The sequence below is a fragment of the Pseudarthrobacter leeuwenhoeki genome (assembly GCF_055412885.1).
On sequence record NZ_JBVAYY010000005.1, the window covers coordinates 123040 to 147576 of the forward strand.

At 68.1% G+C, this 24537-nt stretch carries 19 protein-coding genes; 7 read left to right on the forward strand and 12 right to left on the reverse strand.

Going from position 1 to position 24537, the window contains the following annotated elements; genetic code table 11:
- Nucleotides 1–61: 61 nt before the first annotated feature.
- Entirely contained in the window at nt 62–3679 is a 3618-nt protein-coding gene (locus ACZYX4_RS05945; protein WP_463874416.1) for a TM0106 family RecB-like putative nuclease, read from the reverse strand.
- A gap of 199 nt (nt 3680–3878) precedes the next feature.
- On the opposite strand from ACZYX4_RS05945, the gene ACZYX4_RS05950 reads away from it, so the two are divergent.
- The 5 genes from ACZYX4_RS05950 to ACZYX4_RS05970 all read left to right on the forward strand — a co-directional run bounded on the left by ACZYX4_RS05950 (nt 3879) and on the right by ACZYX4_RS05970 (nt 10555).
- Nucleotides 3879–4484, forward strand: coding sequence for an SOUL family heme-binding protein (locus tag ACZYX4_RS05950; protein WP_463874417.1), 606 nt, complete (start codon nt 3879–3881; stop codon nt 4482–4484).
- Nucleotides 4485–4507: 23 nt separating this feature from the next.
- Nucleotides 4508–7003, forward strand: coding sequence for a Tex family protein (locus ACZYX4_RS05955; RefSeq protein ID WP_463874419.1), 2496 nt, complete (start codon nt 4508–4510; stop codon nt 7001–7003).
- Nucleotides 7004–7168: 165 nt separating this feature from the next.
- Nucleotides 7169–8569 (forward strand): OFA family MFS transporter, encoded by a 1401-nt coding sequence (locus tag ACZYX4_RS05960; protein ID WP_463874421.1) that lies wholly within the window; start codon nt 7169–7171, stop codon nt 8567–8569.
- Nucleotides 8566–8694 (forward strand): MFS transporter small subunit, encoded by a 129-nt coding sequence (locus ACZYX4_RS05965; protein ID WP_463874423.1) that lies wholly within the window; start codon nt 8566–8568, stop codon nt 8692–8694. Before ACZYX4_RS05960 ends, ACZYX4_RS05965 begins: the two co-directional genes overlap by 4 nt.
- 100 nt (nt 8695–8794) lie before the next feature.
- Nucleotides 8795–10555 (forward strand): gamma-glutamyltransferase family protein, encoded by a 1761-nt coding sequence (locus tag ACZYX4_RS05970; RefSeq protein ID WP_463874425.1) that lies wholly within the window; start codon nt 8795–8797, stop codon nt 10553–10555.
- A gap of 75 nt (nt 10556–10630) precedes the next feature.
- Here ACZYX4_RS05970 and ACZYX4_RS05975 read toward each other — a convergent pair whose 3' ends face one another.
- The 7 genes from ACZYX4_RS05975 to ACZYX4_RS06005 all read right to left on the reverse strand — a co-directional run bounded on the left by ACZYX4_RS05975 (nt 10631) and on the right by ACZYX4_RS06005 (nt 17990).
- Nucleotides 10631–11818: an alpha/beta hydrolase gene (locus ACZYX4_RS05975; RefSeq protein WP_463874427.1), complete on the reverse strand. Its 1188-nt coding sequence runs from the start codon at nt 11816–11818 to the stop codon at nt 10631–10633.
- 108 nt (nt 11819–11926) lie between these two features.
- On the reverse strand, nt 11927–13639 hold the full coding sequence (locus tag ACZYX4_RS05980) for an HNH endonuclease (RefSeq protein WP_463874428.1): 1713 nt from the start codon (nt 13637–13639) through the stop codon (nt 11927–11929).
- Nucleotides 13640–13716: 77 nt separating this feature from the next.
- Nucleotides 13717–14523 carry a YqjF family protein gene (locus ACZYX4_RS05985; RefSeq protein WP_463874429.1) on the reverse strand — a complete coding sequence of 269 codons (807 nt, stop codon included), beginning with the start codon at nt 14521–14523 and terminating at the stop codon, nt 13717–13719.
- Between the two features lie 149 nt (nt 14524–14672).
- Entirely contained in the window at nt 14673–15062 is a 390-nt protein-coding gene (locus tag ACZYX4_RS05990) for a DUF1622 domain-containing protein (RefSeq protein ID WP_463874430.1), read from the reverse strand.
- Nucleotides 15063–15104: 42 nt separating this feature from the next.
- A complete protein-coding gene (locus tag ACZYX4_RS05995; RefSeq protein ID WP_463874431.1) occupies nt 15105–16007 on the reverse strand; it encodes an SDR family oxidoreductase in 903 nt (300 codons plus the stop codon).
- A 52-nt stretch (nt 16008–16059) separates the two neighbouring features.
- Complete coding sequence (locus ACZYX4_RS06000; RefSeq protein WP_463874432.1) at nt 16060–16926, reverse strand: nuclease-related domain-containing protein; 867 nt, start codon at nt 16924–16926, stop codon at nt 16060–16062.
- Between the two features lie 161 nt (nt 16927–17087).
- Entirely contained in the window at nt 17088–17990 is a 903-nt protein-coding gene (locus tag ACZYX4_RS06005; RefSeq protein ID WP_463874434.1) for an MSMEG_6728 family protein, read from the reverse strand.
- A 216-nt stretch (nt 17991–18206) separates the two neighbouring features.
- Here ACZYX4_RS06005 and ACZYX4_RS06010 point away from each other — a divergent pair, with 216 nt between their 5' ends.
- Nucleotides 18207–18740 (forward strand): hypothetical protein, encoded by a 534-nt coding sequence (locus ACZYX4_RS06010; RefSeq protein ID WP_463874435.1) that lies wholly within the window; start codon nt 18207–18209, stop codon nt 18738–18740.
- A 177-nt stretch (nt 18741–18917) separates the two neighbouring features.
- Here ACZYX4_RS06010 and ACZYX4_RS06015 read toward each other — a convergent pair whose 3' ends face one another.
- The 4 genes from ACZYX4_RS06015 to uvrA all read right to left on the reverse strand — a co-directional run bounded on the left by ACZYX4_RS06015 (nt 18918) and on the right by uvrA (nt 23186).
- Complete coding sequence (locus ACZYX4_RS06015) at nt 18918–19655, reverse strand: transglycosylase family protein (RefSeq protein ID WP_463874436.1); 738 nt, start codon at nt 19653–19655, stop codon at nt 18918–18920.
- A gap of 221 nt (nt 19656–19876) precedes the next feature.
- Complete coding sequence (locus ACZYX4_RS06020) at nt 19877–20182, reverse strand: winged helix-turn-helix domain-containing protein (RefSeq protein ID WP_463874438.1); 306 nt, start codon at nt 20180–20182, stop codon at nt 19877–19879.
- The gene (locus tag ACZYX4_RS06025) at nt 20179–20499 is read right to left on the reverse strand and encodes a hypothetical protein (protein WP_463874439.1); all 321 of its coding nucleotides are present in this window, start codon (nt 20497–20499) and stop codon (nt 20179–20181) included. The genes ACZYX4_RS06020 and ACZYX4_RS06025 overlap by 4 nt, the downstream gene beginning before the upstream one ends.
- A gap of 92 nt (nt 20500–20591) precedes the next feature.
- Nucleotides 20592–23186, reverse strand: a complete 2595-nt coding sequence (gene uvrA, locus ACZYX4_RS06030) for an excinuclease ABC subunit UvrA (RefSeq protein ID WP_463874441.1) — start codon at nt 23184–23186, stop codon at nt 20592–20594.
- A gap of 48 nt (nt 23187–23234) precedes the next feature.
- On the opposite strand from uvrA, the gene ACZYX4_RS06035 reads away from it, so the two are divergent.
- Nucleotides 23235–24326 (forward strand): adenosine deaminase, encoded by a 1092-nt coding sequence (locus ACZYX4_RS06035; protein WP_463874442.1) that lies wholly within the window; start codon nt 23235–23237, stop codon nt 24324–24326.
- Nucleotides 24327–24537 lie beyond the last annotated feature (211 nt).

Genomic DNA, 24537 nt, shown 5'->3' on the forward strand with positions numbered 1-24537 from the left:
GTTCGTGCTTAAGGATGGGCATGTCCCGCGGGCGCGGGGGCGAAGAATGGGCATGTCCCGTTCATCGGGCTGCGACCGACCGCTGGCACAGCCCGATGAACCCGCCCAGCTGCTCCAGGCCCTCTGGGTGGGTGGGGAGGTAGTTGGTCAGCCCGGGCGCACGGACCACGACCGCGCGCCACTGGCCGCGGGACACCGCCACATTGATCCGGTTGCGTGAGAGCAGGAACTCCATGCCCCGCGGCGCTTCGGCCACCGCTGAACATGCCATGGACACGATCACCACGGCGGCCTCCTGGCCCTGGAACTTGTCCACGGTTCCCACCCGGACGCCGGACAGGGAAGCGGCATCGAGCGCCTCGCGGATCACGTTGACCTGGGCGTTGTAGGCGGCGACCACAAGGATGTCCGCCACGGCCAGCGGCCGGGTGCCCTGTTCCGAGTGCCAGCTCAGCCCCAGATGGCGCCGCACCTGGCGGACGACCTCGGCGGCTTCCTCGGCGGACAACGTGACGTTTCCACTGTGCTCCACCATGACGGTTTCTATCCCGGCCGGTACTCCTTCGAGCCACCGGAGGTCCGCCGCCGGAGCTGAGCGCAGCTTCCCCTCATAGGAGAGTTCGGAGACGGCCCGGCACAGCTCGGAAGTCATCCGCCACGAGTCGGCCAGGAAATAGCCCAGGTCCGGCGGCAGCGTGGCATGACCGGCGGAAACCCAGCCCAGAGCTGACTCATCCACGGGCTCGGGGTGTGCGCCCTGGCTGACCTGCGGCAACTGCTGGGGATCGCCGAGCAGGAGCAGGCGGCTGCTGGCCTGCGCCACGGCCAGGGTATTGGCCAGCGAGAACTGCCCGGCCTCGTCGATCACCAGCAGATCCAGCGACCCCGCCGGGACGTTGGCTCCCGTCATGGTCCAGGCGGTCCCGCCGATGAGCGCCCCACCCGGCGAGCCCAGCAGGCGCGCGACATCCTTCGCCGAGCGCTGCTCCCAGGGGAGAGGCTCCGCGTGTTTCACTTCCTTGGCAACCAGGGACGGATCGACGCCCGCCTTGGTCACCGCGGTCCTCAGCAGGTTCTCCACCACTGCATGGGACTGGCCGACGACGCCGACTTTCCACCCCCGGTCCACCAGCCGCGCGATGACATGCGATCCCACATGGGTCTTACCGGTTCCGGGCGGCCCCTGGACGGCGACATAGGAGTGATCCAAGGCCAGCACCGCCGCGGTGATCGCGTCGATGAACCGGTCCGGGCCTTCGCCCGGCGCGGGCAGCGCCGCCCCGGAGGCAATCCGTGGAGGCACCCGGCGGATGAGATCGAGGGCCGGGTGGCGCGGGAACACCGGCGGGTTGGACCGCAGTCCCGCTGCGGCGTTGGAGGCCAGCGCCGCCAGGGCATCCTCCAGGCTCTTGGTCTGGATAGGCTGGTCCTCGGTCAGCGCGACAGGGACCTGGACATACGGCTCAATGTTCTTGCGGAGCTTGTCCCGGACGATGACGGTGTCTTTGCCGTCCTCGTGTCCCAGTTCCAGAACCTCGGTGCCGAACCACCCGTTGCGTCCGGTCCCGTTGATCCCGGTGCCCTCCAGCCCGGCCGGCAGCGGCGGCTCATACATGCGGAACCATGTGCTGCCCTCACGGAGGTCCGAGCCCGGACTGACCGTGCCAATCAGCTTCACTCTCCGCTCCGGAAGCTTGGCGCCGTCCTTCCACCAGTCCTCCAGCACTTCCGCATCCTCGACGAGGAAGACGTTGCGGTCCTGCTTGTGATGCGTGTCGGGGCCGGACTCGCAGCGGTCGAAGTGCGCCCACCAGAACGCCTTCCGCTCCCGGCGGTGATAGCTGACCGCCGCCGCCAGCATCGAAACCGCCTTCCGGTCATCCTCGGACAGCCCGACGCCGGCACTTGCCAGGGCTCCCAGCGCCACTTCCAGCGGGTCCAGGTCAGCAGCACCCGGGACGGTGCCCGCGCCGGCGTCGACTGCCTTGGACAGGGCGGCGGGCCCGGCACCGCCGCCGCCCGCGCTGATCCCGCGCTCCCCGGCCAGCCCGAGGACCCAGTTCCGCAGCTCCAAAGTGGAGAGGCAGTCGTATTCGTTGTAGTCGGAGATCCCGGCAAGAATGCCGGCCGCTTCCTCGACCCGGCCGTCGTCGCGCGCATCGCAGTAGTGGGAGTAGGCGACCACCGAGGCGCCGGCGTCCAACACGTCCCCGGAGCGCAGATTCGTCCCCATGTACAGCGGTTCGAGTTTCTTGATGCTGTAGGAATTCTCGGAGATCCGAATGCTGTTGCGGACGGTCTGGTAGAGGTCCACCAGGAGGCCCAGGCGCAGCCACTCGTCCACGGTGTCTTCGCCGGCCACGTGCATCACGGAGAGCTTCCGGAGCGCCGTCTTCTCGTACGCCGCGTAGTGGTAGACGTGCATGTCCGGGTGGTCCTGCCGGCGTTTTTCCACGTAGTCGAGGAAATCGAGGAAGGCCTGCTTCTCCGCTTCCCGGCTGTGTGCCCAGAACGGACGGAACACTCCGGGGACGCCGGGTCCCGTCGGCGCCTCAATGACGCCGAACAGGTACTCCAGTCCCCAGACCCCGGTGGCGCTGTCCTGCCACAGCGGATCGCCCTCGAAGTCGAAGAAAATGTCGCCTGCGCTGGGCGGGGGCAGCTCGGCGAGCGTGTTTTTCGGAATCACCCCAAAACGAATGGTGTGCGCTTCGCCGTCCTTGACGTACCGGGCTTCCCCATCGGAGGGGCCGATGCCAGCCTGCATCCGGGCCTGGGCCTGAAGCCGCAGCAGGGAGGAATTCGGGCTGACGAGGGCGGCGTCGGCAAATGCTCGAACGGTGCGGATGCCCTCCTTGTGAAGTGCCTTGCGCTGCGCCGAGTTCATCCGCGCCACGAGCAGCAGATCGTCGGTGGCCACGACCTGCTCATGGCAGTAGTCGCAGCGGCCACAGGCGCTTTGCCCTGGTGCGCCCCACTGCACGGTGCCGGGCTGCGCCAGATGTGACGAGGTCAAGGCCAGGAAGCGGTCCCGCCGCTCGCGGAAGACCGGCAGGATTTCCGCGAGTTTGTGGTGGCTTCGGACGTAGTCGAAGCCGCCGCCCGGGAGCGGGACCGTGGCGCCGAGGACCAGGGTCACAACGGGGGACGGCGTCATCCCGGCCTGGAGCAGCTGATCACCGTAGGCGGCCAGCTGGAGCAGCGCGGTCACCTTCGCGTGGCGGGCCAGTTTGGTGTCGAAGACGGCGTAGCTGCCGTCGGCCTGGCGGACCAGGAAATCGGAGCGGCCATGGAACTGGCCGTCAAAGAAAGCGGCCTGGAACACCACCTCGGCGCCCGAGCTCAGGGCGTCCAGGGATTCCCGGTGCTTGGCCAGCAGCGTGGCGCGGTCCATGGTTTGTGCCGGTGCGACGTCGTACACGCCGCGCCCGGAGGCCGGATCCCAGTGTCCGAACTCCTGGAAGAAACCCTCGAGGACCTTATGCTCGTGGCGGTCACCCAGCACGGCTGCATGCTTGAGCATCTCGTTGTCGGCGAAGGCAGCTTTGGGCGTGCGGCCCAGCTTCTCGTCCAGTTTGCGCAGCAGCTGGTACTCACAACTGGCCGCAATCACGAGGTCGCTCGCGGAGAAGACCAGATCCTGCGCGGTGCCTGCTATTTCCGGTTCAAGAAAAAACACTGTGCCCCCGATGTTGATGCGCCGCGGATGTAGCGGCTTGCCGGCCAAGAGTTGCCGCCCCAGACGTGCCGCCAGCGCAACCTGGCGTCCTGTTCTTCAAGCTATCAAAGCCCTCCGACAATCAAGCTGGAGCCAGGCACCTGGAACGGGCAAAATGCCGCTGGTTCCCGTCGCAGGATCGGCGTATGGTCTGAGGACCATGACTGAACAGCAACCCTACGAGCTGGTCCAGAGCTTCGCGCACTTCGAGCTGCGCCGCTATCCCGCGTACGTTGTGGCCGAGGTACAGGTCAATGCGACGTTCGACAAGGCCGGGAATGCTGCCTTCCGGCACCTGTTCAACTACATCAGCGGCAGCAACAACGCCCGTCAGAAGCTGGCGATGACCGCCCCGGTGCTCCAGGAGTCCGGTCCTTCGCAGAAGCTGGCGATGACCGCCCCGGTGCTCCAGAGCGGTCCGCTGCCGGGAAGCGAAGGGAACGCTGATTTTGTGGTTGCCTTTGTCCTCCCCGCCGGCTTGACGGCGGAGACGGCCCCGGTCCCGGCGAACCCCCTGGTCAAGATCCGGACCATCCCCGGGTCCCTGACGGCTGCTCTCCAGTTCTCGGGCAGCGGGTCGGAAGCTGCCTTTGAACGGCGCACCCACGGCCTCCAGGCGGCACTGGTGCTGGCCGGTTTGACGGCCGTGGGGCCGCCACGATTCGCCCGCTTTGATCCGCCGTTCAAACCGTGGTTCCTGCGCCGCAACGAGGTTGTTCAGGACGTGCAGGAGCCTCTTCCGCCGACGGGCGAGCCCGGCCCCTGACCCCGGTAAGGCAAAATGGCAGGGTGACTCAACTCCCGCAGCGCCCCGCCAGTTCAGCCTCCGCACCGCAGCCCCGGACTTCGTCCGCCAAGACCCTGGCCCCGCACACGCAGGAGTCCGGCATCGCCGCCCAGATCGCCGCCGAGCTCGGTGTGCAGGCCTGGCAGGTGAAGGCGGCCGTGGACCTGCTCGACGCCGGCTCCACCGTGCCGTTCATCGCCCGGTACCGCAAGGAAGCCACCGGGACGCTCGACGACACCCAGCTCCGTGAGCTGGACGAGCGGCTGCGCTACCTCCGCGAGCTGGAGGACCGCCGCCGGAGTATTTTCGAGGCGATCGCCGCGCAGGGTGCCCTGACTCCGGAATTGCAGGCCGCCGTCGTCGGCGCCGATACGAAGTCGCGGCTGGAGGACATTTACCTGCCGTTCAAGACCAAACGGCGGACCAAGGCGCAGATCGCCCGCGAGGCCGGGCTGGAGCCGCTCGCCGACGCCCTGCTGAAACGGCCGGAACTGGATCCGGAACGTGAAGCCGCCCGGTATCTCAACGCCGAACATTCCATCGTCGACGCCGCGACGGCGCTCGCCGGTGCCCGCTCCATCCTGGTGGAGCGGGTCGCACAGGACCCGGACCTGGCCGCCACACTGCGGGAGCGGCTCTGGACGCAGGGCCGGATGGTGTCCCGCGTGAAGAAGGGCAAGGACGCCGAGGGACAGAAATTCAAGGACTATTTCGCGTTCTCCCAGCAGCCGTCCGGGATGCCCTCGCACCGTGTCCTGGCGCTGTTGCGCGGCGAGAAGGACGGGGTGCTGGAGCTGGATCTTGCCGAGGCTGAACCGAACGACGACGCCGCCCTCGCCGCCGCGCGGGGCCGGTACGAAGCCGCCGTGGCCCGGTTCCTCGGGGTTGCCGACCGCGGCCGGCCCGCCGACGGGTGGCTGCTGCAGACCGCACAGCTCGCCTGGCGCTCGCGGGTGCTGGCCCGGCTGACCGCAGACCTGCGGAGCAGGATGTTCGCCGCGGCCGAGGACGAGGCCGTCCGGGTATTCGCCGCCAACCTCCGCGACGTGCTCCTCGCCGCGCCGGCCGGAAACCGCGCCACCCTGGGCCTGGACCCGGGACTGCGCACCGGCGTGAAAGTCGCGGTGGTGGACGGCACCGGGAAGGTGGTTGCGACGGACACCGTCTACCCGCACGCCCCGGCGCGGAAGTGGGACGAGGCGCTGCGGACGCTTGTGGACCTGGCGCGGAAGCACCACGTCGAACTTGTGGCGATCGGCAACGGCACCGCGTCGCGGGAGACGGACAAGCTCGCGGCGGAACTGCTCAAGCAGCTTACGGCGCCGGGCGCTGCCGCCGGCGATTCGACAGACACAGCCAAACCGCAGAAAATTGTGGTCTCCGAAGCCGGCGCCTCGGTGTATTCCGCGTCGGCGCTGGCCGCCGCGGAGCTGCCCGGTATGGATGTGTCCCTGCGGGGTGCCGTGTCCATCGCGCGGCGCCTGCAGGATCCGCTCGCTGAGCTCGTGAAGATCGAGCCGAAGTCGATCGGCGTCGGGCAGTACCAGCATGACGTCACCGCCGCCAAACTCGACCGCAGCCTCGACGCCGTCGTCGAGGACTGTGTAAACGCCGTGGGCGTGGACGTCAATACCGCCTCCCCGGCGCTGCTGAGCCGCGTGGCCGGCGTCGGGCCGCTGCTGAGCGAGAACATCGTGGCGTACCGGAACGAGCACGGCCCGTTCAACAAACGCAGCGAGCTGAAGAAGGTGCCGCGTCTGGGCGCCAAGGCGTTCGAACAATGTGCCGGTTTCCTGCGGATCACCGGGGGAGCGGAGCCGCTGGACGCCTCCAGCGTGCACCCGGAGGCGTACCCGGTGGCGCGCAGGATCAAAGCCGCCGCCGGCGGGAAAGGGCCGGCCGCGGGAAGCTACGCCGTCCTGAATCCGCAGGACTTCGTCGACGGGTCCTTCGGCCTGCCCACCGTGCAGGACATCATCGCCGAACTCGAAAAGCCCGGCCGTGACCCGCGCCCGGCCTTTGCGGCGGCAACATTCTCGGAGGGCATCGAGAAGATCTCGGACCTCCGGCCCGGGATGGTGCTGGAGGGGACCGTGACCAATGTGGCGGCCTTCGGCGCGTTTGTCGACGTCGGGGTGCACCAGGACGGCCTGGTGCACGTCTCCGCGCTGGCCAACCGCTTCGTGTCCGATCCGCGGGAAGTGGTCAAGTCCGGCCAGGTGGTACGGGTCAAGGTACTGGAGGCCGACCCGGACCGGAAACGGATTTCGCTTACGCTGAGGCTCGACGACGAAACGGCAGCTCCACAGGCGCCGAAGCAGGCGCCGTCAACACAGGCGGCTCCACCGGCGGCGAAGCAGCAGTCTGGTCGACAGACCGGCAAACCGGCACCGGACCGGCGGACTCCCGCAAAGCAGCCGCAGAGGCAGGTGCCTGTTCCGGCACCGGCCAACACGGCCATGGCCGAGGCGCTGCGGAAGGCGGGCCTTGGAAAGTAGGGCCAGCAGACCGTTCATCGCGGTTTTCCCACCGCTCGTCGCAGAATTAGTTCGCTTGCTGTCGATCTGCACCATAATTGCTGGAGGCTTCGGCTCGCCGCAGGGGGCTTGTCGCCCCTAGGCCGCTGGGACACCGACGTCTTCGACAACCAATGGGAGCACTAAATGGGCTGGCTGGACCGTGACCGAACGATCGCCCCACCGGGATTCAACCGGTGGCTGGTGCCACCCGCAGCGCTCGCCGTGCACTTGTGCATCGGCCAGGCGTACGCGACGAGTGTCTACAAAACGGCGCTGGTAAAGCACTTCGGCGTCAGCCTGACCGAGATCGGCGTGATCTTCTCGATCGCGATCGTGATGCTGGGCCTCTCCGCCGCCATCATGGGCACCTGGGTGGACAAGAACGGCCCGCGCAAGGCGATGTTCACCTCGGCGGTGTTCTGGTCCAGCGGCTTCCTGATCGGCTCGCTCGGCATCTTCACCAGCCAGCTCTGGCTCGTCTACCTGGGCTACGGCTTCATCGGCGGCATCGGCCTGGGCATCGGCTACATCTCGCCGGTCTCCACCCTGATCAAATGGTTCCCCGACCGCCCGGGCCTGGCGACGGGCATGGCCATCATGGGCTTCGGTGGCGGTGCTTTGATCGCCAGCCCAGTCTCCAGCGCGCTGCTGAGAATGTACGACCCCAACTCCGGCACCCAGGGCTGGGTGGCCAGCGGCGACGCCGTCGGAAAGCTCTTCCTCACCCTTGCCGCCGTGTACCTCGCCTACATGATGTTCGGCGCGTTCACCATCAAGGTCCCGGCCGAGGGGTGGAAGCCCGCCGGCTTCGACCCGGCCAAGGTCAAGAGAGCCGCCCTCGTCACCACAGACAACGTCTCCGCCAAGAACGCGGTCAAGACCAGGCAGTTCTGGCTCGTCTGGATCGTCCTGTTCTGCAACGTCACCGCTGGCATCGGCATCCTGGAACAGGCCGCCCCGATGATCCAGGACTTCTTCCGCCAGTCCGACGGCGTGTCCCTGGTGAGTGCCGCCGTCGCCTCGGGCTTCGTGGGGCTGCTCTCGATCGGCAACATGTCCGGCCGCTTTGCCTGGTCCGCGACCTCGGATGTGACTGGCCGCAAGCGAATCTACATGATGTACCTCGGGGTCGGCGCAGTGCTCTACCTGGTGCTGGCACTGGCCGGCTCCACCAGCACCTTCCTTTTCGTGGCGCTCGCGTTCGTCATCATCTCCTTCTACGGCGGCGGCTTCGCGACTGTCCCGGCCTACCTGCGCGACCTCTTCGGCACGTTCCAGGTCGGCGCCATCCACGGCCGGCTCCTCACCGCGTGGTCCGCGGCCGGGATCGCCGGCCCGCTCATCGTCAACGCGTTCCTGGATGCCCAGGGCAAGCCCGGCCAGCTGACCGCCGCGTCCTACCAGCCCGCGCTGCTGACCATGGTGGGGCTGCTGCTCATCGGTTTTGTGGCCAACCTGCTGGTCAAACCGGTCGACGCCCGGTTCCACGAACCACGCCCGGACACCGTCCGGCCCGACGAACGCGCTTTGGGAGGCCTGAAATGAGCACTGAACAGACACCGGTGAATCGATCCACCGGGAAACTGGTGGTCGCCTGGGCGCTCGTCGGAGTGCCCCTGGGCTACGGCGTGTACGAGACCCTGACCCGGGTGGCGTTCCTCTTTGGCTGATACCGCTGTAGGTTCCGTGGCAACCGCCCCCTCCGTTTCCGCGGCTTTCACACGCCCGGCGACGTTTACCACCCGTCCCACGCTGCAAGGCACATTCGGGATGAGCGCCTCCACGCATTGGCTTGCGACGGCGGCTGCCCAGGCCGTGCTGGAACGTGGCGGGAACGCCTTCGACGCCGCGACGGCGGGAGCCTTCGTGCTGCATGTTGTCGAGCCGCACCTGAACGGTCCCGGCGGGGACATGACCGGTGTCTTCGTCACTGCGGAGGAACCGGGCACACCGGTGGTCCTCATGGGCCAGGGCCCGGCACCGGCCGGAGCTACCGTGGAGCACTATCTCGCCGAGGGCCTGGAACTGGTGCCGGGCTCAGGGGCGCTGGCCGCCGCGGTGCCCGCCGCCGTCGACGCCTGGCTCCTGCTGCTGCGCGACCACGGGACCTGGGAACTGGATGAGGTGCTGGCATTCGCGATCGGCTATGCCCGCGACGGGCACCCGATGCTGGGCAGGGTCGGGACGACCATCGCGGCCGTGGCGGAGCTGTTCCGGACGCACTGGCCCACCTCGGCCGAGCTTTGGATGCCCGGCGGACGGATCCCGGCTGAGGGGGAGCTGGTCCGGAATCCGGCCTACGCCCGGACCTTGCAGCGGCTGGTCGACGCCGGGACGGCCGGCCCGGTGGCGCAGTCCCGCGAGGGCAGGATCGACGAGGCCCGCCGCGAATGGCGCGAGGGCTTCGTGGCCAAGGCCATGGCGGACTCCGTCCGGACCCCGCACCGGCATTCCTCCGGCACAGACCACCGGGGTGTGCTCACATTGGCCGATCTCGCGGGGTTTGAGGCCGGCTACGAGCCGGCAGCCACCGTTGAGTTCCGGGGGCACACCATCGCCAAGACCGGGCCGTGGGGGCAAGGCCCGGCGCTGCTGCAGACGCTCGCCCTGCTTGAGGGGTTCGACGACGAGTACCTCGACCCGTCCACCGAGCTCGGGGCGCACACCATCCTGGAGGCCCAGAAACTGGCGCTCGCGGACCGGGAGGCGTACTACGGCGACGCGGACGTGCCGTTGGACTACCTCCTGTCCGAGGAGTACTGCGCCGCCCGCCGGGCACTGATCGGCGAGCGGGCCTCGCACGAATTCCGACCCGGTTCAGTACCCGGGCGGGAGCCGTACATGCCGCCGCTGCGCACCCACTACACGCCGCCGGCGCTCGAAGCCGTGGGCTCCGCCGGGCTCGGAGCGGGGGAGCCCACCGTGGCGCCGAGCGGGGAGACCCGCGGTGACACCTGCCATATCGACGTCGTGGACCGCTGGGGGAACATGGTCTCGGCCACGCCGTCCGGTGGCTGGCTGCAGTCCTCCCCCGCCATCCCGGAGCTGGGTTTCTGCCTCGGTACCCGGCTGCAGATGACCTGGCTGGAACGCGGCACCCCGTCCACGCTGACGCCGGGCAAACGGCCGCGCACCACGCTGACGCCGACCCTCGTGCTGCGGGACGGCCAGGCCGTCACTGCGCTCGGTTCGCCGGGCGGTGACCAGCAGGACCAGTGGCAATTGCCGTACCTGCTGCGCACGATCATCGGCGGCTACTCGCCGCAGCAGGCCATCGACGCCGCCACCTTCCATACGACGTCGATGCCCGGTTCGTTCTGGCCGCGCACCTGGGAGCCCGGCGGTGCCGTCGTGGAGGACCGGCTGGGCGAGGACGTCATCGCTGGACTCGAACGCCGCGGTCACGTCGTCACCCGCGCGGGCGGCTGGACGCTCGGACGGCTCTCCGCAGTGGTGCGCGATCCGTCAACCGGCGTCCTGCAGGCGGCGGCCAACCCCCGCGGCGCGCAGGGGTACGCCGCGGGGCGTTAGCGGGCGGAGTTGTGAGGTCCCCACACGCCGCTTGCAGCCGTTCGTCGTAGCGGTTTTCTGGGCCTGCCCCGCGGGTCAGCCGGTCGACACGAGCCGGTCCATGAAACGGACCGACTCCGCGGCGATCTGCTGCTGCGCCTGTTCGCGGGAGATGCCCGGCACGCCGTCCCCGGGTTGGTCACCATAGTCGCCGAAGAATGCGTGCACGCCGCCCTCCACTGTTGCGTAGATGGTGGCCGAGGGGAGCAGGGGCTTCGACTCCGCGATCTTGTCCGGGGTGGTGAGGCCGTCGTTTGAGCCGGAAATGGAGAGCACCGAGAGATCACCGGACGCCGCCATGCTGTCCGCGGGATACGAGGCAAACAGCAGGAGTCCGGACACCTCGGGGTTCGATTTCGCGAAGGCGGATGCGCTCACTCCTCCCAGCGAGTGGCCACCCACAGCCCAGGAGGTGATCTCGGGATGCCGGTCCATGGCTCCGCGGGACTGGCCTGTGCTCAGCAGGGAGATGCCCAGGGGCACTTTCAAGATGACCACCAGATAGCCGGCGTTCGCGAGCGGGCGCAGGATGTCCTGGTAGGCGCGCGCATCAACCCGCGCCCCTGGGTAAAAGACGAGGCCCGCGCGGGCCTTCCCTTCCGGGGTCAGGGTGATGGTGGTGGCGTCTTCGGTGGTGGTCGTGTTGGTGCTCCCGGTGGTCCCCATGGCCTGGCCGGCAGCACCCCCGGGCTGGTACGTAAATGGGTTGAGCCACGCCAGACCCGCGACGAGGCCCAAGACAACAATCCGGCCCACGAAGCCACGGAGCAGTCGCCAGCGTGACACCCTGCCTTGCGGCCGTTGGTGCCGTGCCAGGTTCCGGTGTTTGTTCAGGCCCCAGCGCTCAATCAGGGTCGAGCGTCTGACCAGTCTGAACAGCCAGAAGAGGCCCAGTGTGACAGCGGCCCCGAGCAGGACGGGCAGTGCGGGATGGCCGCCGAGGACGGCGCTGTTGCCAAGCAACATCCAGAGCGGGACCCCGATCAGCGCCAGGGCAGTTAAGGCGTCGCTCCAGTCCAGGACTGTCGAGCGGAGGCGCGTCGGCTCGGGATCCACGGAAGGCAGGTGCGCGGACTTCGAGTCCGCGGTAATCGATTCCTGGGTATTCAGTGTCGGTCCCGGGGCTCCAAGCCCGCGGGCTCCATGCTCGGGCGCTTTCGCCGGGTCATCCGACGGAGCGGCATTACTGGAGTGGCCGGGGTCCTCCGGCCTGGCATCCTTCACAGTTCGATGTTATCTCCATGATCGAGATATCCGGATCAGGCAGGGTCCCCGACGTCAGCTTTGAGCTATCTTGCCCGTTGCCCTCCGGCGCTTTTTCAACCGCAGGGGTCAGGCGGCGGTGCCGGGATTGGCGGGGCGGAAGTAGTAGTTGCGTCGGGGTTTTTGGCGTGGGTCGATGTGGGGTGGCGGGATGAACCAGGGGATGCCGGTGCGGACCTGGATGGTCCAGTGTTCTTTGTGGATCACGTGGTGGTGGTGGGAACAGAGAAGAACGCCGTTCTCCGTGCCGGTCGTTCCGCCGCGGGACCAGTAGGTGATGTGGTGGGCTTCGCACCAGGGTGCGGGGATGGTGCAGCCGGGGAACGCGCAGCCCTGGTCGCGGGCGGTGAGGGCTTTGCGGATGTGGGGCGGGAAGACCCGTGAGGCCCGGCCGATGTCCAGGATCCGGCCCTCGGTGCCGAGGAGGACGGGGATGATGTCCGCGTCGCAGGCGATCTTCCGGACCGTGGCGGCGGTGACGGGGCCGGTGAAGAGCAGGTTTCCGGTCTGCGCCATCGCCTGGCCGGGGTGGAAGGGCCCGCCGGTGCTGGTCTGCAGGTCCCCGTCGCCGTGTCCGAGCCGGGCGAGGAGGGCCCGGTAGTCGATGGTGACCATGACCTGGGGCCGAAGTCCTCTGGCGGCCGGGAGGGTGCCGGCGGCGAGGGCGGCCTTGGCGGCGCCGACGAGGCCATCGAGGAGTTTTTGCGGGCGTGAGCGCAGGTCCAGCGGCACGTCCACGCCAGCATGCCCGCTGTTTGTGCCGGCGCCGGCCCAGGGGCTGGCTTCGGTGGCGGCTCCGGCGGAGTGGGTGGCCGCCGCCGTGGCAGGCCCGCCCGCGGACCCCGCGGACCCCGCACCGGCTGCCGCGGTTCCCGGACCCTCTCCGGCGGCCGTGGTTCCCGGTGTCTCCGGGACCGTCGTGCGGGGGTTGGTGGCGGTGTTCATGACGGTGAGGAGGTGTTCGAACTGTTCGGCGGTCGCGAAGATCTCCAGGTGCTGGAGGCCGTGGCGGGGTTTGCGGATGAAGGCGCCCTGGAGCTGGCGCAGGAGTTCCTCGGAGGGCTCGGCGCCGTCCTGATCCAGCGCGTCAGTCCAGCTCCGGGCCACACGGGCCAGGAAATCCGGGTCGTTCTCGACGGCGGTGCGGGTCAGGGCGTGCTCCATCCGGGCAGCTGCCTCCCCGTCGCAGACGTGCCGGACACTCTCCAGCGCCAGGGTAATGATGGTCCCGGCCCGGGAGGCGACCTCCCCGGCGGCGACGGCGGACCCGAGTTCCCCGTGGACCGGTGGCAGTGGTTCGCCGGTGAATCCCTGCCGCGGCAGCAGAGTCCCGGCCAGGGCGAGCCGGCGCCGGGCCTCGGCGGCGCTGATCCGCAGCCGCGCCCGCAGGAACTCCGTGGTGTTCCGGTACCCGTCATCCACAACAACCACCGGGCCATCAGCCCCAGCCCCAGTCCCAGTCCCAGCGCCGGAGCCGGTGGTTTCCCGCCAGCCCGTGGTCCACGAGGTGCCGGCCTTCGGGGCGGAGGCCGCGGCCTGCGTCCGGGTCCGGTCCACGGCCCCGGCCGCCACGAGCTGCAAATACTCCACGATCCGCGAGAGCTCCTCCACCGTGCCGGCGAAATCCGCCGCCGCCTGGAAACCCCGCAACGCCGCGTCCTCCACCGCTGTCAGAGCCGTTTCCCGGAGCCTGGCGAGGGCGCCATCCACCCCGGACTGCCCGGCCGGATCAGCGACCCGGCCCGTGTCCTGGAAAGAAAAGAAATCCCCGACGGCTTCCATAAACCCAACCTATCGAAGGGCTCTGACATTATTCGCGCCCCATAACCTTCGCGTCCGAATCAGGTCATCAGGAAGACTCAGGACCCGTTATTCAACACACGTGGCCGGCCAAACTGGGTGCTGACCCCGGGTGAGAAGAGCACCGATTCGGGTGGCCCCGTGACATTGATGCCCGCCGCGGCGACCAGCTGGTCCTCGAGGTGAGTCACTTGCGCCCGGTACAGCGGCCACGCCGTGTGCGTGTTGGGTACGTACAGGGTCCTGCCGCGGAATCGGGTGTGCAGACCGAACCGTGCGGTGAGGTGGAGGGAGTGCGGGTCGGTTGCTTCGACGTCGAACTCCGGGGCAACCGCAAAGTCGCTCCGGGCGCCACCCCGGAACCGCCGCACCCAGTACCCGGCCCGGGGCTCGACCACGCCTGCCGCCCCAGCCGGACCCGCCAGCCCGGCCGGACGTCCGCCCTTCAAAGAGGCGAAGGGATCCAGAGCCCCCTCCGCGCGGAAGCCCGCCCGAGACCACACATACGGAATCCCGGCTGCGCGCGCCGCAAGCACTACGGCCAACCGCGTGGCATCCAGACTGAGGAAAACCACACCCCGGGTGCCGTCCGGCTCCTTGGAGTAGAGGCGCACATTAATCTCGTTGAAGCTCCCGAAATAGGGGATCCCGGGCCCTCGGCCCAAGCCGGCGCCCTTCATGCGGAAACCGATCAGCCCCACCCAGGTGGAACCGTCGAACTCGTCCGGCACCACACCCGGGGGCATAAACGGTGCCGCGACGGCATGAGGGATGCGCCAGTGGAGAAAGACCGCATCCGTCCACCACTGATCCATGATGATCGGGGTCGGAAGCTCAGGGGCATGAGGCCAGGGGTCAATGTCCATAAGTAGGTGCCCGCTAGTTCCGGGGCCGGGTGGTGTCAAAAAGCGCCCCGCCGGCGGGGAGTTCTTCAGTCGCGACGGCCAGAGCAAGGGATGCGGAGGATTCAGTCATGTCCTGAGCCTAGCGGGAGCCTGTGACCCCCGGAAGCTGTTCAGCCCGCAGGCGACGCAGCCGAGGCGCCCTCGGGCTGCTTCTGCCAGGGCCAGCGGCCGGTAATTTCAAGCTCGAGGGAGAAGCTCAGGAAGGTTCGAATCAGCACAATAATGGCGAGCACCCCGACGCTTTCAAAGGTCGGAGTGACGGCGACGGTCTTGATGATGTCCCCAGCAACCAGGAGTTCCAGCCCGAGCAGGATCGAACGGCCCAGCAATTGCCGGTAGGAGCGGTACACGGACAGCGGCTCGGCCCCGGCCGGCAGCCTGCGCGACTGGAAGCCACGCATCGCCATGGGGACGGACACGATGGCGCCGATCACCATCACGGCCACGCCAGCGATGTCCATGAACCCGCCGATTTCCTGAATCATCTCGTGAAAATCCATGGTTCTCCTCAAAGAAAGGGTGGTGGAATCCGGAGCGCCCGTTTAGGGGTGCCGGACCCCCGCTCCGGCAAGAATAGCGCGGTAACCCTCGCGGAAACTCGGGTACCGGAACTCGAATCCAGTGCTCCGCAGCAGTGCATTGCTGCAACGTTTGTTGCCGCCGCGGGACGGCTCGCCGCCGCCGCTCGGCGCGCCGCCACCCTGCCCGCCACCGTCAGCCGTGCCCGACGGCGGCTGGGGAAGACCCAGCTCGTCGGCCAGGAAGCTCAGCACCTCGCCGAGCTCGGCGGGCTCGTTGTCCACGCCGAGATACACCGGGCCGGGGGCGGATTCCATGCTGCACAAATAAACGATCGCAGCCGCGGCGTCGTCGCGGTGGATGCGGTTGGTGAAGCGTGACTCAGCCGGAATGACCGCGGACCCGCCGCGGACCTGGTCAATGAGCCGGGTCCGCCCGGGACCATAGATGCCGCCGAGCCGCAGCACCACCGGAGTGATTCCGGTGCCGCTCAACCGGCTGGCGAGGAGATCCTCCGCCTCGCGGATAGTGCGCCCCGAGAACCCGCCGGGTGCCGGCGTCGTGGTTTCATCGATCCAGTCCCCGCCGGCGTCGCCGTAAACGGCGGTGGAGGAGACGAACAGCACGCGCCGGACCGGGGCGCCGGAGTCCAGCACGGCGTCCAGAACGTTGGACAGGCCGTCCACATACGCCGCGCGGTAGGCAGCTTCGGTGGGGGAGTCCGCCGCAATGGCGACGACGACGGCGGTGGTGTCCGCCGGGATGGGCGGCAGTTCACCGGCGCTCAGGTCAGCCGCTGCACCTTCGATAGCGGGCGGAAGTTTTTCCGGCGAACGCCGCCAGCCCACCACCCGGTGGCCGGCCGCGGCGAACCGCAGCCCCGCCTCGGTGCCCAGATCGCCGCAACCGGCCAGAAGTAGAGTCATAGGCCCAGTGTGCCAGTAATCGAGGGGCAACCGCGCTCTGCAAGGTCCCGCACTACCCCGCCGGGAGTGGCTGGCTGATGCTGGGAGATGGTCGCGGGGCCGTGGGCGCTGCCGGGCGGTAGTTCGCGGCGAAGTCCATTAGCAGTGAGACTCCGACGATCAACAACGTCATCTGGAACAGGAACTTCCCGCAGCCTGGCCTTTTTGGCCGACGTTGAGATTGTGCCGGGGGAGTGGCTTTGCGTGCTGCCACCTGCGTTCGGGCCCGCATTTGATGCAGGGATGCCGCCGCGCCGTCGTTTTGGTTGAACTGCGCCGTGGTCAAAAGCCGGGGACTCGTAGCTCCGCCCAACAGCCCCTGCAAGTAGTCGTGGATGGCGGGAACGAGGGCCGGATCGAGAACGGATGGCAGTCCAGCCACCGCCCCACGAAGGGTGTCAAGGCCTTCAATTCGTATGCCGCTGGCTGTGATGCCTTGGAGCTGCGGCTGTCCGACCAAGCAGATCCACCCTTGGACAAGACGCCGGTGATCGGGTTCCAGGAAGGCTGACAACGCGGAACTCTGCTGGAGAATTCCCGAGACCTGTTGTTCCCTGGAGTACCCGTTCTGGCGGAGGATTCCGTCCCTCAACCGGACGTCACCGCTCCAGTTCTTGGCATCAACAATCAGGACACCACCGGGACCAACCAAGATGTGGTCGAGGTTGGCCTTCGGCCTTCCCGGCCAATGAACGTCATGAAGCGCGAGCCACCCAAGGGGTTCCAGCTCAGTCATTCTGTCCGCAACCTTGGCCTCACCAGCTGCGCCTGCAGACCATGCCTGCGCATTCCGCTCCGCCTGGTCAAGCTCCCGCCGCAGACGCTGCACTCGCTCCGCGGCCAGCCTCGACTGCTCGGCAGCCTTGTCTCCTGCAGCCATGTTGTCCCCCAACTAGCGATGGTCTGCCGTGCTGCAGCGATTGGTGCAGACGTGTGGCAGCCACCCTAATCCAGCAGACGCCTCAATTCACAGTCAACTATCTGGCCGAGACATTCCGTGAAGGGGAGCGGTGAAGGTAGCAACCGACGCGGCTGGGCTGGTTACCGCGCCGGAATCGGGAAGAAGACCCGCGGATCCTGCAGCAGCGCCGGGTAATCAAAGTCCGAGCGGTTCACGATCTCGTCGACCTTGAAGTTGCGCGCGAAGCGGCCCTCCACAGTGATCGGGCGGCCCAGGACCTTGCCCACGGCGAAGGACGCACCGCCGTCGAACGGGACGGCCACGGTCGAATTGCCGGGAAGTGTGTTGAACGCTTCTTCCTGATGCTGGCGCTTGCGGGTGGGCTTCTTCACGAGCTGCTTCGGCGGGAGCTTGCGCTGCTTCGCGGGGCGGCGGGCACCGGAATCGGCGAACACGAACTGGTATTCGTCGTCGCCCGCGGCGGCGGCCTTCGCCTTGCCTACGAGGGGCAGGCTGACGGTGTCCAGCTTTTTCGGATCGGTGTCATCGAGCGGCAGACGGAGGACCCACATACGGTCGCCCGAAGGATCCTCCGGCACCAGCTCAAGCTTGGGTTCGGGCCAGACGTATTCCAGGTCCGGCTCGGTATCCGGGAACAGCTCCGTGTAGAACCGCGGGTCCTTGGCGATCAGCCGGGAGCGGTGGCTCAGGTGCAGTTCGGGGGCACCGAGCCACGGCGGCATGGGGATCTTCGCGGCATAGTCGGGGTGCGCAGCCTGTGGCGCGAATTCCATGATCTTCTCGCGGGTGGTGTCTTCGCCGCCGCGGGCCGTCCACTCGTCGACCATGGTCAGGCCGTAGAGGGTCAGTGCGGGAACGTACCCCATCCACATCCGGATGGCCGGGTGCGACTGCCAGCCGTACTCCGGAATCACCAGCGCACGCAGGGTTTGCAGCGCTTCGACGCGCTGCTTGCCGAGCCGTGCACGGTCCAAAACCGCGGCGCTCTGCTGGAAATCGGGGAACGGAAGAAAAGTCTGCATCTCTCCAGTTTGAGGCCAAGGAGCCAATGCGCCAATTGCGGACGGCTGGGGGTGAGCGTGTTCACATTTTGGAAAGGGACAGACAGTCTGCGACTTTCGCGGTTACACTAGCACAAACCAGCCCTGCTGCACGGAAGACACGCGCCCATGTCGAAGAATCCAGTCCTTGCATCTGCGACGCTGACTGCGCCCGGCCACCTGCCTAAATACGGACAAATGTTGAGTCCGGACGCGAACGGGATCCTGGTTCTGGAGGAGTTCACGATCGATCCGGCAGCTGCCCGCAAGGAGCAGAACGGTTTCCAGGCAGCGCTGGCCTCTGTGGCGCTGACCATGCGGCGTCTGCTGGCGCTCCGGCTGTTCATCGCGGCAGTGGCGATCGCCAATTTTCCCCTGTTCCTGCTCTCCAGTGGCTGGGAGATCTACGTCGTTTCGATCACCCTGGTGGTGGCGGTCCACGCCGCGGTGTCCTGGCTGAACCGGCACGAGCCGGAGATCCGCCAGCGGCGGATGCTGGAACTGCACCTCAACCGCGAAAAAAGCGTCAACTACCGTAAGGTCCGCGACGCCGTGAAGTACGTCATCGATGCCCCGGCCCGCATGAACGAGAACCTCTACCTCGAACTGCTGGCCGCCAAGCGGGTGGCGCTGCACCTCGCCATGGGCACCGTGGCCCTGCTGGACACCAGCGACGACACCGCGTGGAAAGTGCGGATCGTCCGCGAGATTCCGCGGAACGCCTGGGCCTGACGGTAGGAGCGCACGGGGTTGAGTCCCCGGCGGCAGCCACAGCCCTGGCGGCAGCCATCGCACAGGCAGGACGTCCGCAAGAAGACAGCACGACGCCGGAGGTCCCCCCTGGGGGAACGCTCCGGCGTCGTGGTTAAGCGTTGCTGCCAGAGCCGGTCAGGTCCGGCCGAGCGCAGGCTAGGCGGGTAGCTGCAGCACCTGGCCCGGGAACACCACATCAGGATCGATGATGGTGGACCCGTTGGCGTCGGCCAGCAGCTGCCAGCCGCCGGCGATGTTGAGCTTATCGGCGATCTTGCTCAAGGTGTCGCCGCTCTGGATCGTGTAGGTCTCGCCGCTCAGGGGGACTTCTGCCAGGTGGCGTGCTGCCGGGGCTGCTGCCTTGGGGGCGGCTGCCTTCGCGGCGGCGGCCTTGGGCGCAACGGCCTTCTTGGCGGCGGCCTTGGGCGCAACTGCCTTCGCGGCGGCGGCCTTCGGTGCCACGGCCTTGGCGGGCGCTTTGGCCGCAGGAGCGGCAGCAGCCTTCGGCGCCGGCACGCTCTTCGGAGCGGCTGCCCCGCCCGTCAGGCCCAGCTTCGCGGAGCAGGACGGCCACGCTCCCCAGCCCTGGCCGGCCTGAACCCGCTGGGCCACGGCGATCTGCTGCTCACGGCTGGCGCTGGAGGCCGAGCCGGTACCGCCGTAGGCGGCCCAGGTGCTGGGGCTGAACTGCAGCCCGCCCCCGTAGCCGTTACCCGTGCTGATGCCCCAGTTGCCGCTGCTTTCGCACTGGGCCAGGGAATCCCAGACGGTGCTGGACGTGGCGCTGGGGACGGCTGCGTTGGCAGCCGAGGCGGACAGTGCGACGCCGGCGATCGTGACGGCGGCAAGAGTGGCGCCGCGGCGCGCGGCAGTGCTGAACGTGGATTTCTTCATGAGGTAGATGCTCCTGAGGGCCACCGGTGCTCGGTCCGTCCCCGGACGTTAACGCACTACTGCCCGCCCCTGACAATAGAGGTCGTTGCGGTGGCTACCGGTCGGGCAGTATGTGGTGGTGGCAGCACCGGGCACTCATGCCCGGTGTTCGGGCACGCCCCCTAGGCTAATTCAGGCGGGCGCCGTTATCAAGCCGTTATTGGCGTGACTTCTCTGCCGGCTCAATTCCCGGCAATCTCCCGGAGCACCCTGAGGTGCTCCAGCCAGGCTTCCCTCCCGGTCTTCGTCAGGCTGATGGAAGTCCGGGGCCGCTTGCCGACGAAGTACTTGCGGATCCTGATGAAGCCAGCCTCCTCGAGGATGCTTAACTGTTTACTGAGCACCGAATCGCTGACCTGCACAGCATCGCGGAGGTCTTTGAAGTCGAGCTCTTGAGCAGCTGCCAGTCCAGCAAGGATGGAGAACCGGACGGGTTGATGGACGATCTCTGAGAGCCGGTGCCGTGGGTGTTCTCCGGCTGGGGTCATTTGCGGGCCTCGTACCAGGCGCATGCGGTGGTGACTGCTGCCAGGGCGCCGGAGGACAAGCAGACGCCAAGGATGTTTTCTCCCTGCGAGAGGGCGGCGAAGAGGATTGCGACGGCGTAGGCGGCGGTCCAAAGTCCGCCATAGATCGCCCACCGCTTCGTGAAGCCTTTCTTTGACGACGCCGCGAAGACAGTCATGAAGGAGACCAGGACGATATTCCAGATCAGCATGGCCATTAACGCGATGAAGTACGGCTGTCCCGTGGTCAGGCCCATCGCCAGTGTCCCCATGGAAGTGGAGACGCCAAAGCTGAGCATAAATGCTATGTGCGGCCAGCCGGCGGCAGCGGTGGCTGAACTGCCCAGGGACTCAGCCCTCGCCAGCAATTCCCGGGCTTCTCTCGCCCGGATCAGCCGCCGAGGACCGCAGCCAGGTACGGCGCCGTCCGGCTCTTCGTGGACCGGGCGACGACGGCGGGCGTCCCCACCGCTATGATCTTGCCGCCGGCGTCACCACCGGCCGGGCCAAGATCGATGACCCAGTCGGCGGCAGCCACGACGTCCATTTCGTGCTCCACCACGATCACGGTGTTGCCGGCGTCGACCAGCCGGTGCAGCTGGGCCATCAGGAGTTCGACGTCGGCCGGGTGCAGTCCGGTGGTGGGCTCGTCCAGCAAGTAGAGCGAGTGCCCGCGCTGGGCACGCTGCAGCTCCGTGGCGAGCTTGATGCGCTGGGCTTCGCCGCCGGAGAGTTCAGTGGCGGGCTGGCCGAGCCGGAGGTAGCCCAGGCCCACCTCGCGGAGGGTCTGCAGGCTGCGGGCGGCGGCGGGGACCGCGTCCAGGAACTCCGCTGCGGCATTGACTGTCAGGCCCAGGACCTCTGCCACGTTCTTGCCGCGGTAGGTGACCTCGAGGGTTTCCGGGTTGTAGCGGGAGCCGTGGCATTCCGGGCAGGGGCCGTAGCTGCCGGGCAGGAACAGCAGTTCGACGGCGACAAAGCCCTCGCCCTGGCAGGTCTCGCAGCGGCCGCCCGCGACGTTGAAGGAGAAACGGCCCGCGCCGAAACCGCGGGCCCGGGCCTCCTCCGTGGCCGCGAACTCCTTGCGGACCGCATCGAAGAGGCCCGTGTACGTGGCGAGGTTGGAGCGTGGGGTGCGGCCGATCGGCTTCTGGTCCACCTTGACCAGGCGGTCCAGCTGGTCCAGTCCGGAGACCGGGCCGACGCTGAGCGGCCCGGCGGACTCGGCGTCCGCGGACTCCAGGTCCCCCGTGGCTTTCGCGGCGGCGTCCGCCTCCGGATGCAGCCGGGCGCCGACGACTTCGGCGAGGACCTGGCTGACCAGGGTCGACTTGCCGGAGCCGGAGACGCCGGTGACCGCGGTCAGCACGCCCAGCGGGAAGTCGGCGTCGAGCTCGCGCAGGTTGTGGCGGGTGATGTCGCGCAGCTCCAGCCAGCCGGCAGCTTCCCGGCGGTCGCGGGCCGCTGAGGAGCCGGACCCGGCCGCTTTCCCGGTGTCGGCCGCGTTCCCGGACCCGTCCGGGAACAGGAACGGCCGGGTCACGGACGACTCCACCTCGGCGAGCCCGGCGACAGGGCCGCTGTAAAGCACTTCGCCGCCGCCTTCGCCGGCGCGCGGGCCGACGTCGACCAGCCAGTCGGCGCGGCGGACGATGTCCATGTTGTGCTCCACCACGAACACCGAGTTCCCGGAGGACTTGAGCTGGTCCAGGACCGCGAGGAGGGGCTCGGCGTCGGCCGGGTGCAGGCCGGCGGAGGGCTCGTCGAGGACGTAGATCACGCCGAAGAGGCCGGAGCGCAGCTGGGTGGCGATCCGGAGCCGCTGCATCTCGCCGGGGGAGAGCGTCGGGGTGGACCGGCCCAGCGCGAGGTAGCCCAGTCCGAGGTCCAGCAGCACCGTGACGCGTTGGAGCAGATCCCGGGTGATGGCGACGGCCACCTCATTGGCCTCGCCGGAGCTCTGCTTGCGCGAGGCGGTCCCGGCCTCCGTGAGTTCGGTGGTGGGGCGGATGATCCCGGCGAGTTCGCTCATGGGGACCGCGTTGAGCTCGGCGATGGTGCGGCCGGCGAACGTCACGGCCAGGGCAGCCGGGGTCAGGCCGGCGCCGCCGCAGACAGGGCAGGGCCCGGTTTCCATGAAGCGCAGCACCCTCTCGCGCATCGTGGTGCTCTTGGAATCGGCGAGGGTGTGCAGCACATAGCTCTTCGCGCTCCAGAAACGGCCCTTGTACGGTTTCGCGACCCGGTCGCGCTGTGGCGTCACTTCCACCACGGGCTGTTCCTCGGTGAAGAGGATCCAGTCGCGGTCCTTTTTGGGCAGCTTCCGCCAGGGGGTATCGACGTCGTAGCCCAGTTGGGTGAGGATGTCGCGCAGGTTCTTGCCCTGCCAGGCACCGGGCCACGCGGCGATCGCGCCGTCGCGGACGCTCAGTGAGGTGTCCGGGACCAGGGAGGACTCGGTGACGGTGTGGGCGATGCCGAGGCCATGGCACTGCGGGCACGCACCGGCGGCGGTGTTGGGGGAGAAGGAGTCCGAATCGAGCTGGCTGGCGCCTTCCGGGTAGCTGCCGGCGCGGGAGAAGAGCATCCGGAGCGAGTTCGACAGCGTGGTGACCGTGCCGACGGTGGACCGTGAACTGGGCGTCCCGCGGCGCTGCTGGAGCGCGACGGCGGGCGGCAGCCCCGTGATCATTTCCACCTTGGGATTGTGGCCCTGCTGGATCAGCCGGCGGGCGTAGGGCGCCACGGATTCGAAGTAGCGGCGCTGGGCCTCCGCGTAGATGGTGCCGAACGCCAGCGAGGACTTGCCGGAGCCGGAAACCCCGGTGAACGCGACGATCGCGTCGCGGGGCACGTCCACGTCCACGTTCCGCAGGTTGTTCTCCCGGGCACCGCGGACACGGACAAAGCCGTCCGTGGGACGGTCGGCGCCCAGGCCTGGAAGGGCCGGGCCGGAAGGATGGGAAGCATGCTGATCACTGTGCATCCGATCGATTCTATCGGTGTCTTCTGCCTGCGGGGATATCCTTACCGAATGGAAACTAACGACGGCGTCGCTGCCACCGGGGACGCTGCACCGGACAGCCCACTACCATCCACCCCCGAGAGTCCCGCCTTCGCCGAGGTTCCCGAGGAGGTGCACGGTCCGCTGCCGGTCGCGGAACTCCACCTGCACATCGAGGGAACCCTCGAGCCCGGGCTGATCTTCGCCCTGGCGGAGCGCAACGGCATCCAACTGCCGTACGCGGACCTGGATGAGCTGCGCTCCCGCTACGAGTTCACGGACCTGCAGTCCTTCCTGGACCTCTACTACGCCAACATGGCGGTGTTGCGGACGGAGCAGGACTTCGCGGACATGACCCGGGCGTACCTGTCACGGGCTGCGCTCGCCGGCGTCCGGCATGCCGAGATCATGCTGGATCCGCAGGCGCACCTGTCCCGCGGGGTGGCCCTGGCGACCTGCGTGAACGGCGTGGCATCCGTGCTGGCCGTGTCGGAGCAGGAGTTCGGGATCTCAACCCTGCTCATCGCCGCGTTCCTCCGCGACCTCTCCGAGGACTCCGCCCTGGAAGTGCTGGACCAGTTGCTCGCCATGGACGCGCCGATTGCGGGCATCGGCCTCGACTCGGCCGAGGTGGGCAACCCGCCGGCCAAGTTCGAGCGGCTGTTCGCCCGTGCCAAGGACGCCGGGCTGCACCGCACCGCGCACGCCGGCGAGGAGGGCCCGCCGTCGTACATCATCGATGCGCTGGACATCCTGGACGTCGAGCGGATCGACCACGGGATCCGCTGCATGGAGGACCCGGACCTGGTGGAACGGCTGGTGGCGGAACTCACGCCGCTGACCGTGTGCCCGTTGTCCAACGTCCGGCTCCGCGCGGTCGACACCCTGAAGGAGCACCCGCTGCCGGCAATGCTCGCCGCGGGGTTGAACGTGAGTGTGAACTCGGATGACCCGGCGTATTTCGGCGGGTACGTGGATGACAACTTCGCGCAGCTGAAATCGGTGATTGGCCTGTCCGAGTTCGACTGCGTGCGGATGGCGGCCAACTCGATCCGCTCCTCCTTCGCGAGCGAGGAACGCAAAACCGAGCTGCTGGCCGAACTGGCCGCGTCCGGGCACTAAACCCACAGCAACGCGGGGTCACTTACGGCCCATCGCGGGGCCTCTCATGGGCCGTAAGTGACCCCGCGTTGCCGGTCCCGCCCGCGGTCTGTTGCGTCCGACAGTGCGCCGGAGTCCCGCGCCGGCTGACCCGGATCACCCCTGGCGGAGGATGCGCCGGGCACCGGCGCCCGCCAGAGTGCCCCCATGACCACCACCGGACGACGTCGGA